This is a genomic window from Mammaliicoccus fleurettii, from assembly GCF_003970575.1.
GTDB classification, from domain to species: Bacteria; Bacillota; Bacilli; order Staphylococcales; family Staphylococcaceae; genus Mammaliicoccus; species Mammaliicoccus fleurettii.
Genome location: NZ_RXWZ01000117.1, coordinates 1 through 10,991, shown reverse-complemented (window position 1 = coordinate 10,991; position 10,991 = coordinate 1). Strand labels below are relative to the sequence as shown.

The following is a 10,991-nucleotide window of genomic DNA, read 5'->3' as shown; positions in this document are numbered from 1 at the left end:
TTAAGCTTAAATTTAATAAAACATACTTATTAAAACAAAAAAACAAACTGAACTTATAAAATTAAGTTCAGTTTGTCCACAGTCTGAAGCGTTCGTCTCTGTAGACGAACGCTTTTTACTGTGAAATAAGGGGGTTATTTCAACAATGGTATAGGGTTATGTTTAATATGACTTACAACTATAGTTTAACAGGCTTTTATTTCAAATCAATACTTTTGTGATTGTTTTCACAATTTCGTCATTTGAATTTATTTTTTGTGATGTACATCACGATAAAGTCACAAAGTGTTCGTATACTTGTTCGGTATTTTGTGGTAAAATAAAATAAAATGATTTTGAAAAGAGGAAAAATTAATATGACAGGAAAAACACATCTAGCTTGCGGTATATTCATCGGGTCATCATTAAGTATTTATTATGGAGAAGATGTTTTCACTTCTTTTACGATAGTTAGTTTATGCGGCGTTTCAAGTTTAGTTCCAGATATCTGCCATTTTAAAAGTAATATTGGAAAGAAGTTATTTCCAATTAGCTTTATTATAAGATTGATTTTTGGACATCGAACATTTACTCACTCCTTATTATTTTTATTTCTAATATTTTGGGGATTGAATACAATTTCTGCACCAGAACCTTATTTAGTGTCTATAATATTAGGTATGTTGTCTCATATTATTTTAGATATGTTAACGCCTAGAGGTGTGAAGTTATTCTATCCATTAGATGTTTCTGTTAAATTACCAATTGTATTTAAAACAGGTGGGGCAATTGATTTAAGTTTATCTTCTGCCTTTACGATTGTTACAATTATATTATGGTGGAAAGACATTTATCGTTTATTTATATAAATAACGAAAAGAGGCTGAGACAATTAATTGTCCCAGCCTCATTAATATTAATATGTTATTTTCCGAATTTACCTTTTAAATCTTCGCCTTTATCTTTAGCGAAGTCTTTACCTTTTTCTGTGTACTCATCTTTATTTTCGTTTACGTGGTCCTTACCTTTTTCAACTGCTTTGTCTTTTGCGTCGTTGAACTTATCTCCTAAACTCATAATAAAATCCTCCTTGGCCTATTATTAATAGGAATATTTTGTGTTTGAACCAACACATTAATATATTTACCCGTTTATTTTTTAAATAATCATTTTAATTATTATTTTTTTGTGATATTTTTAGACAAATCATTCTAAAGTCGTATAATGATAATGAGTCAAATATTCGGAGGTATTATAATGCTAGATGAAACAATGTTAAAACAACATGGACAAGAGCACTTTTTAGAGTATAGTAAAGTGATGAGTCAGAGTGAGAAAGAACAATTAGATTTAGATATTAATAGATTGGATTTAGATGAAATAAATGATTTATACCAAGATGTATATGTAAATAGAAAACCCATTGAAGTTGCAGAAGATATAGAACAAGTTAATTTTGATGTAAAAAATCAATTTACGCTAGATGAGTTGAAGTCTTATAGATCATTAGGAATTAAGGCTATTAAAGAGGGGAAATTCGCTGTCTTATTAATGGCTGGTGGGCAAGGTACTAGATTAGGACATAAAGGTCCAAAAGGTACATTCTCATTTAATGATAAAAGTTTGTTTGAAAGACAAGCTGAACAATTACGTAATTTAACTGAAGAAGTAGGTACGCCAATTCATTGGTACATTATGACAAGTGATGTTAACCATAAAGATACGTTATCATTCTTCCTAGAGCATAAGTATTTTGATTATGACGAAAATTATATTCACTTTTTCAAGCAAGATCACATTGTAGCTTTAACTACGGAAGGTAAATTGATTTTAGACACTGATAAGCATATTATGCGTACACCTAATGGTAATGGTGGTGTGTTTAAATCATTAGAAAAGAATAATCTATTATCAGAAATGAAAGAGAATGGCGTTGAGTATTTATTCCTAAATAACATTGATAATGCATTAGTTAAAGTATTAGATCCAGAATTTGTTGGATATACTATAGAGAAAAATAGTGATGTTACAACTAAATCAATTAAAGCTTACGAAGATGAAAAAGTAGGTCGTATTGTTTCAGTTGATGGAAAAAAACGAGTGCTTGAGTATTCTGAACTAACTCCTGAAGACGTAAATAAACTTGATAATGCTAATATTGGTATTCATGTGTTTAAAGTTGATTTTCTAATTGATGCAGCATCTAAACCACTTCCTTATCATTTAGCTGTTAAAAAACTTAAGCAATTAGATGAAGATTTCAGCGTAGTTGAAATTGAATCATTAAAGTTTGAATTATTCTACTTTGATATTTTTCAATATGCTCAAACTTTCGCTACACTTCAAGTAAATAGAGATATAGAATTTAGTCCTTTAAAAAATAAAGAAGGAAAAGATAGTATAGAAACAGCTCAAAAAGATTTAGAAAATAATCAACTTTTATAAAAGAGGTATATGAATGGATCAAATAAATAATACGCAGTCTCATCCTAGAAAAGACGGGAAAGTTAAAGAAGCATTTAAAGATATAATGCCACTCTCATTTGGAGAGGAAGTAGGAAATGCAGTTTCTCATGGTATACCAGCATTTTTACTTTTATTCTTCTTACCGTACGCAGCTGTTGAAAGCTATATTAATGATGGTGCACTTAAATCAACAAGTGTATCTATATACATTATTAGTATTATGCTTATGTTCTTATCATCAGCAGTTTATCATTCAATGTCTTCATCTTCACCTCAAAAGTATATTATGAGAATCATTGATCATAGTATGATTTATATAGCAATTTGCGGAACTTATACACCAATAGCTTTGTCATTAGTAGGTGGCTGGCTAGGCTGGGTGATTATGGCTGTTCAGTGGGGTATAACTATTTGGGGAATCATTTATAAATCTACAGCTAAAAATGTAAATCATAAATTGAGTTTGGCAATGTATTTAATTATGGGATGGATGGCTGTACTAATGTTGCCAACCATTATAAATAAGACATCTTTAATTTTCATGTTATTTATAATGATTGGCGGTATCAGCTACACGATAGGTGCATGGTTCTATGCTCAAAAAAATAGAAAGTATTTCCATATGATATGGCACTTCTTTATCCTTGTTGCATCTATATTTCATTTTCTAGCAATTATGTACTTCATGTAGGAGGTCAAAATGAATTATCGTTTGTATTATAGTGTCCTTACGATTATTATTTTAATACAAGGTTATTTCTTTTATTATTTTGTATTTAGTGATGGTAAACAAGGCGGTTTACAGTTTATGGGATTCGTTTCTCTAATATTTGGATTGATTTTAGTCTATGTCATAATAATGCTCGTTAAACATCAAAGAAGAAATAATAGCCAAAAATTCAATGAACATATTAAAAAAGGTGAACAAAGACGGTTAAAATAATTTTAATAAGGACGACCAACTAAGGAAATGTATAATTAGTTGGTCGTTCTTTTGTTAATTTTTGAAAAAAGGGGTAAATATACAATATAAGATAATTTATCGATATGAATAGGGGGACATGATCATGTCAGATGAAAGAAAATTTGAATCATTCAATCGTGAAAAATTAAATAAAGAAGAAGAAATACAAGGAGAAGCGGTCGAGGACAGAAGCGGTCATAAAATTGATCAAGCTGATGACAATTTCTTAGATATGAGTCAAAGTGAAATTAAAGGTAAAAATCAAATTGAAAAGAAATTATTAGAGAAATTAGATAATCTGGTGCAACAAGGTGCTACATTAGAAAAGCAAGAAGAAGTAACAGACTTGCACAGAGAATGGCTTACTTATAGTTGGCCGAACTATACAGAAGATAGACATTTAGAGATCATCAATATGTATGAAGCGGATAAAAGATATCGTGATTATTTTGGTGAGGATAGAACACAAGAATTGATATTAGCAGTTAAGCATGTATTGAAATAAACTGAGTACATGACCACGAAAAGTATGTGCAAAAAAGTCATCGATTTTATCGGTGTCTTTTTTGCTTTTATATATGTAAAATTGACTTATGTTAATTTATAAGGAGATGGGTCTGGTGAAGAAGCTATTCAACAATGGAAAAATATATACTATGAATCATTCTGAAGATACATATGTAGGTGTTATCGTTAATGATGGAACAATAGAAAGATTATTAACACAAGATGATCTAAATGAAATCAATATAAAAGATTTTGAAGTAATAGATTTAAATGAGGGTACGATGTTCCCTGGTTTTGTAGAAACCCATATCCATGTGCTGGGGACAGGTGTATGGCTTTCATCTGTTATCCTAAACGGTGAAACAAATATAGAAGTCGTTAAAGATAAGATTAAGCAAAAAGCTGAACAGCTTGAACCTGGTGAATGGTTAGTTGCTGAAGGATATGATGAAAATTTATTACATGGCATTAGACTAGATAAGAACGATTTAGATGAGTTGTGTAAAGATAATCCAGTTATCATTAAACGAGTTTGCAGACATGCAGCAATCGTCAATACGAAAGCTTTAAAAAAATTAGATGTCAAAGATGATGTAGACAATCCTGTTGGTGGATCATATGAAAAACAAGATGGTGAGTTAACTGGCTGGATTTATGATACAGCTATGGAACCTTTTGAAGAATTAGCTTCTAACGAAGATGAACAATCGCTAACTAAACATTTACAAAATGCTATAGATTATTTATATCAATTTGGCATAACGGGATCTCATACTGAAGATTTAGGATATTACGAAGATTATAAAGATGTCTTGAACGCTTATAAAACAGTGGTTGGTGGAGAAGATCATCAAAGACCATTTAGAGTACGTTTGTTGCGTCACTTTAGTGTTTATGAACAAATGATGGATGAACAAGCTACTTTCGTTGATGGTTGGTTAGAACCAGATGCTATGAAATTCTATGCAGATGGTGCTTTTGGTGGTAGCACAGCTTTATTGAAAGAACCTTATTCGAACGACCCAGCTGGTGAAAATTATGGTTTATCCATATATACTCAAGAAGAATTGAATGAAAAAGTTCAACTAGCTAGAAAATATAATGGGGCAATAGCTGTTCATATGATAGGCGATAAAGCTTGCGAGATGGTATTAGATGCTATTGAAAAATATCCAGCACCAAAAGAGTTAAGAGATAGATTGATTCATATTAGTACTTTGAATGAAGAATTACTAAAACGTGTTTCTAAATTACCCGTAATATGTGATGTGCAACCTCAGTTTATTACGAGTGATTTCCCATGGGTGCAAGATAAAGTTGGAGATCAAAGAGCGAGATATTTATATCCATTTAAATCAATGTTAGATTTGAACATTATTATAGGTGGTGGGTCTGATGCACCTATAGAAACGCCTAATCCGATGTTAGGTGTTCATGCAGCTGTAAATAGACAATCTTATGGAGAAAACGGTGCATATTTCATTGAAGAAGCAATATCTATATTTGATGCAATGAGTTTATATACGACGCAAGCAAGTGAAATTGCACAAACAACTGATAGAACAGGAAAAATAAAACCTGGATACGAAGCGGATTTTACAGTATTAGATAAAGATCCATTTGAGACTGACCCAAAAGAGTTAGCGAATATACAAGCAATTAAAACGATAGTTAACGGAAAAATTGTTTACGAAAGAGAGTAAATTATGAGTAAGAATAAAGGAATTGTACTAGCATTAGTACTCATTATGTTTATGAGTGCAATTGAAACATCTATAGTGTCATTGGCAACGCCAACGATGCAAAGAGATTTTAATATTGAAACAGAAGTGGCATTAATTTTTACAGTATATTTAATCGCAGTCGTATTTATGACACCAATTGTTGGTGAATTAGTTAAGCGTATAAATATTAAATTTGTAGTTCTACTTGGAATATCAGTTTTTATAATTGGTAGTGTATTTTGTGGATTAAGTGAAATGACAAATAGTTTTCCATTGCTTGTCATTTCAAGAATTGTTCAAGGACTTGGTGCAGGCGTGATGATGACTTTAGGACAAGTTGTACCAAAGTTAGCATTTCCAATACCACAAAGATATAAAGTAATGGGCATAGTTGGAAGTGTTTGGGGAATATCAAGTATTGTAGGTCCACTACTAGGTGGTGCAATATTAGAATATTTAAACTGGAGCTTTTTATTTTATATAAATGTACCTATAGCTTTAATATCTATCTGGCTCGTTATTAAATACTTTAATTTTGAACAAGAAAAAGTAGAAAAAACGAAATTAGACTATAAGGGATTACTTATATTTTATGGTGTAGTAGCAAGTTTCTTATTAATAGTAGCTGAACATATACCTCTTATAGTAAGAGGGATTTGTTTCGTAATATTAATAGCACTCGCTTTTACTTTATATAAAATAGAAACAAGTATTAAAAATCCATTTGTTCCAATTGAAGCATTTAATAGGAAAATTATTTTAGTTCTATTTACCGACTTATTATATTCAACAATGTTAATGGGATATACTATTTTTATGCCAATATATTTACAGAATGAACAAGGTTTTTCTCCGCTACAAAGTGGTTTAACGATATTTCCAATGTCTGTCGGTTGGCTGTTTATTACATTTATATTAGGTAGACTAGATAAAATAAAATTAAAGTTTATTTATTTGTTGGCTTTCTTAGCAATGTTTGTTGGTAGTTTCGCAATTATAACTGGAGTAGAATGGATTGTAATTATTCCATTCGCTGTGTTTGTGATGGGTGTATCTTTTGGAACTGTATATACAAAAGATGTAGTAGTAGTTCAGGAAGAAGCACCAAGTCATCAGTTAGGATCAATGATGTCGATTTACACATTGTTCAAAACAATTGGAAGTACAACTGGATCATTAATAGTAGCTTCCATATATGTGCTAGATGTTCCATTCTTAACTTACGGTGTGCAAAATATTATGCTTTATATTATACTCGTCGCAGTAACATTAACGATTGCATGGTCCCTCATTTTTAAAGAAGCAAATAGGGATAGCATTTAACGAAGAATACAAAAGGGAGTAACAATGTATGAAAAGAAAAAACAAACGCTTTGATTTATTTCAATTATTGACGTTATTGATTATTATAAGTATCTTCACATTGTCTGGTGCAATTTTCATTGTGTTACTTTCTTTTGGTATGTTTGGCTTAAGTAGAATATTAATTTATTATGGTTTGGCAGAATTCAATTATAATAAAAGTGTGATAGATAACTTGTTTTATTATGGTAGTTATATTTTATTTGGTTACTTCACATTAGTTGCCATTGAATTTTTATTAGACAGATTCAAAAATAAATTGAATGATAATCCATACTTTAAAGGCATGACCTTCCATTTATTAACCATTACTGTTAGTACAATTATGTTTTATTTCACAGTGCATATTTATTATTCACAAATAAAAATTGAATTCTGGGTAATTTTAATTATTATTACGATTCTATATATATGTACTGAAATCTTTTATCCAGATAGTAAAAATTTAAATAGATGAAACATTTATTTTGATTTCCGAAATAAAATAGTGCATAATACCAAAGGTATATTTTAGAAGGAGTTGAAACCATGAATGTTCAGGATATTTCAAAAGGTAAAAGAAATCTAGTCGTAGCTGTGATGTTAGTAAGTGCCTTTGTGGCAATTTTAAATCAAACTTTATTAAATACAGCGATACCTGAAATCATGGTACATTTAAATATTGATGCTAACCAAGGACAATGGTTAATGACGGGATTTATGTTAGTTAATGGTGTTATGATACCAGCGACTGCATTTCTAATGGATAAATTTAATACAAGACCACTTTATTTAATGGCGATGTTATCATTCACAATAGGTACACTGGTAGCAGCACTTTCGCCTAATTTTAGTATATTAATGTTAGCGAGGGTACTTCAAGCAATGGGTGCGGGAGTTATGATGCCCCTTATGCAATTTGTACTCTTTAATTTATTCCCTAAAGAAAAACGTGGCTTTGCGATGGGTATGGCAGGTTTAGTTATTTCATTTGCACCTGCATTAGGACCAACTTTATCAGGATACTTAGTGGATAATTTTAGTTGGAGAAGTCCGTTCTACTCAATTATTCCATTTTCAGTAATAGCATTAGCTTTTGGTGCGAAATACTTAACAAATATTTCTAAGCCAAAAGATGTACATTTAGATGTACCATCTTTAATTTTATCAACAGTAGGATTTGGGTCATTACTGTATGGGTTCAGTAGTGCAGGATCATTAGGATTTACTTCAGCTACTGTTATCATTACATTGATCATTGGTGTAGTTACATTAATAGTATTTATATTCAGACAGTTAAAACTAGAAACACCATTATTGAATATAAGAGTGTTTAAATATAAAACATTTGCACTAACGACAGTTATAGGTGTATTTTCAATGGTATCTTTAATTGGACCATCATTGTTGATGCCAATGTATATGCAAGATGCTAGAGGATATACAGCACTCATATCAGGCCTGTTATTATTACCAGGTGCAATTGTAACGGGAATCATGTCTCTTGTAACAGGTCGTTTATTTGATAAATATGGTGCGAAATGGCTCGCTATTACAGGTTTCTCAATTATCAGTGTCACGACGTTGATGCTTGCATTCTTGAGTACCGATACGTCATTAGCATATTTGATTATCGTTTATACAGTAAGAATGTTTGGTGTTTCTATGATTATGATGCCAGTTAACACAGCTGGTTTAAATGCGATACCAAACGAAGTATTATCACACGGAACAGCAATGATGAATACTTTAAGAACAATTGCTGGTTCAATTGGTACGGGAATTTTAGTAACAATCATGTCAATTGGTGCTAAAAACTTTAATCCATCAAAAGAACAATTAGAGGTAGCAAGTTCTGGTAATAAAGCAGAAATATTACAATCTCAAGCAATGATACATGGTATTAATATTGCGTTCTTAGTATTAACAGTTATCGTATTCTTTGGAGTTGTACTTTCAATATTTCTTAAAACAGAGAAAATTAATCGAAACACTAGAATACCTAACCACTCAAAATAAGATTTTAAACAGGTTGAGACAAATTAATGTCTCAGCCTGTTTTTTGAACATTAAACTACCTATTTGTATAATTTTTTTGTTACACTAATTATAAAGATGAATAGATAAATATTTTAGAAGGGGAGTCGTAGCTTTGTTATCTGTAGAACAGGTTAAAGAACTTGTGGGAGCATTACATGATCCAATTGTGGATGTACCATTAAAAGAAACAGGCGGTATTATTGAGGTAAGCATTAAAGAAGAGAAAGAACATGTAAGTGTGAAGGTTGCTATTGCTAAGTTAGGTGGACAGCCTCAATTAGATTTACAAATGGAAATTGTTGATTTATTAAAAGAAAATGGTGCTAAAACAGTTGGAATAAGATTTGATGAATTGTCTGCAGAAGCACTAGAAAAATTTAAAGCAGTAATGGAAGAACAAACAATTGAAGGATTGTTATCTAAAGATAATCCTGTAGAATTTATAGCTGTAGCTTCAGGTAAAGGTGGCGTCGGCAAATCAACAGTAGCGGTCAATTTAGCAGTGTCGCTTGCAAGACAAGGGAAAAAAGTTGGACTTGTTGATGCTGATATTTATGGTTTTAGTGTTCCAGATATGATGGGTATTCAAGAAAAACCTGAAGTAGAAGGAGAACAAATCATACCTGTTGAACGTGAAGGTGTTAAAGTTATTTCTATGGCTTTCTTTGTGGAAGAAAATGCGCCAGTTATTTGGAGAGGACCTATGCTCGGTAAAATGATTACTAGTTTCTTTACCGAAGTTAAATGGGGAGAGTTAGACTATTTAATACTCGATTTACCTCCAGGCACTGGTGATGTAGCTTTAGATGTACATACAATGTTGCCTTCAAGTAAAGAAATTATTGTTACAACGCCTCATCCAACTGCTGCATTCGTAGCAGCGAGAGCGGGCGCGATGGCTAAACATACTGAGCACTCAATTATTGGTGTCATTGAAAACATGTCTTATTTCCAAAGTAAAGAAACTGGAAATAAAGAGTATGTATTTGGCAAAGGTGGAGGCACGAAGTTAGCAGAAGAACTTCAAACAACATTATTAGGAGAACTTCCTTTAAGTCAGCCAGAATGGGATGAAAATAATTTCTCACCATCTATATATAAAGAAAATGAAGATCTAGGTAAGGTTTATAGTCAAATTGCTAAAAATATAATTAATATAACAATGGAAGAGTAGTGCGGAGGTAAGCAAGTGACCTTAAAATATTTAATTCAATTTTATAGAAATACACTGCTTATTGGTGTTGTCGTTACATATTTATCATCTTTAATTTTTGGTTATGATAAAGTAACGAAGTATTTATTTGCAGGAGATATTGGAAACTTTATAGCGGCATCAGTATGGTTTATAGTAGTAGGTCTACTAGTTGCCACAATAAGTCAGTTAGCATATTTTATCTATTTGTTTATAAATCAGTTAGGTATCGGAATATTTGGGAAGATTTGGCCACATGTACAAATCGTTGTCACGATATTTGCTATATTCGATCTAGTCTATTTTAGATTTTTGAGATTTGGTGGCACTGATCAAATACTTTCATTTATTTGGCTACCTATAGTCGTTATTGTTTTTGCAACCATCACAAGCAATCTTAAAAATAAGCAATCTAAAAAGAATTTATGGATACCATCTATGTTCTTTATGATAGTTATGACTACTGTAGAACTTATTCCGTTTTTAAGAGTAGAAGATACAAGCTGGATTTATTTAACAATATTTGGTTTATTATTATGTAATGTTTATCAGCTTATTACATTGCCAAAATTTAATGCATTGTCTCTCGAAGAAAGAAAAGCGAAGAAAGCAAATCGTGAAAATAGCATTAAAAGCAAGTGATAAATGAACAAAAACACAAGATTAAAGGTTTATTACACCTTAATCTTGTGTTTTTTAATTTTTTGTAAAAAAATCGATATATATTATTGACTTTTATAAGACCACTTGATATTATATAAAGGTCGCTGAAAACGAC

12 protein-coding genes are annotated in these 10,991 nt (G+C 31.1%); 11 read left to right on the top strand and 1 reads right to left on the bottom strand.

The genetic code is table 11. The features are described from left to right. The first annotated feature begins 356 nt into the window (after positions 1 to 356). Positions 357 to 848, top strand: coding sequence for a metal-dependent hydrolase (locus CD129_RS09050; protein WP_078358111.1), 492 nt, complete (start codon positions 357 to 359; stop codon positions 846 to 848). A gap of 55 nt (positions 849 to 903) precedes the next feature. Here the strand turns inward: CD129_RS09050 and CD129_RS13220 are convergent, their stop codons facing one another. Further along, positions 904 to 1,056, bottom strand: a complete 153-nt coding sequence (locus CD129_RS13220; protein ID WP_169711986.1) for a hypothetical protein — start codon at positions 1,054 to 1,056, stop codon at positions 904 to 906. 180 nt (positions 1,057 to 1,236) lie between these two features. Here CD129_RS13220 and CD129_RS09045 point away from each other — a divergent pair, with 180 nt between their 5' ends. The 10 genes from CD129_RS09045 (at position 1,237) to CD129_RS09000 (ending at position 10,855) form a co-directional block, all read left to right on the top strand. Then, positions 1,237 to 2,424: a UTP--glucose-1-phosphate uridylyltransferase gene (locus CD129_RS09045; protein ID WP_078358112.1), complete on the top strand. Its 1,188-nt coding sequence runs from the start codon at positions 1,237 to 1,239 to the stop codon at positions 2,422 to 2,424. A gap of 13 nt (positions 2,425 to 2,437) precedes the next feature. Further along, complete coding sequence (trhA, locus tag CD129_RS09040; protein ID WP_078358113.1) at positions 2,438 to 3,136, top strand: PAQR family membrane homeostasis protein TrhA; 699 nt, start codon at positions 2,438 to 2,440, stop codon at positions 3,134 to 3,136. Positions 3,137 to 3,145: 9 nt separating this feature from the next. Further along, on the top strand, positions 3,146 to 3,388 hold the full coding sequence (locus tag CD129_RS09035) for a hypothetical protein (RefSeq protein ID WP_078358114.1): 243 nt from the start codon (positions 3,146 to 3,148) through the stop codon (positions 3,386 to 3,388). Between the two features lie 124 nt (positions 3,389 to 3,512). After that, positions 3,513 to 3,914, top strand: coding sequence for a TipAS antibiotic-recognition domain-containing protein (locus tag CD129_RS09030; protein ID WP_107509929.1), 402 nt, complete (start codon positions 3,513 to 3,515; stop codon positions 3,912 to 3,914). Positions 3,915 to 4,029: 115 nt separating this feature from the next. Continuing rightward, entirely contained in the window at positions 4,030 to 5,619 is a 1,590-nt protein-coding gene (locus CD129_RS09025; RefSeq protein WP_078358116.1) for an amidohydrolase, read from the top strand. Between the two features lie 3 nt (positions 5,620 to 5,622). Continuing rightward, positions 5,623 to 6,963, top strand: coding sequence for a multidrug efflux MFS transporter SdrM (gene sdrM, locus CD129_RS09020; protein ID WP_115337134.1), 1,341 nt, complete (start codon positions 5,623 to 5,625; stop codon positions 6,961 to 6,963). Positions 6,964 to 6,991: 28 nt separating this feature from the next. Next, the gene (locus CD129_RS09015; RefSeq protein ID WP_107509927.1) at positions 6,992 to 7,459 is read left to right on the top strand and encodes a SepA family multidrug efflux transporter; all 468 of its coding nucleotides are present in this window, start codon (positions 6,992 to 6,994) and stop codon (positions 7,457 to 7,459) included. A gap of 71 nt (positions 7,460 to 7,530) precedes the next feature. Next, positions 7,531 to 9,000: an MDR family MFS transporter gene (locus CD129_RS09010; protein WP_078358119.1), complete on the top strand. Its 1,470-nt coding sequence runs from the start codon at positions 7,531 to 7,533 to the stop codon at positions 8,998 to 9,000. A gap of 133 nt (positions 9,001 to 9,133) precedes the next feature. Beyond that, positions 9,134 to 10,195: an Mrp/NBP35 family ATP-binding protein gene (locus CD129_RS09005; RefSeq protein ID WP_107509926.1), complete on the top strand. Its 1,062-nt coding sequence runs from the start codon at positions 9,134 to 9,136 to the stop codon at positions 10,193 to 10,195. Positions 10,196 to 10,210: 15 nt separating this feature from the next. Beyond that, positions 10,211 to 10,855, top strand: a complete 645-nt coding sequence (locus tag CD129_RS09000) for a KinB-signaling pathway activation protein (protein ID WP_078358121.1) — start codon at positions 10,211 to 10,213, stop codon at positions 10,853 to 10,855. Positions 10,856 to 10,991: the final 136 nt, after the last annotated feature.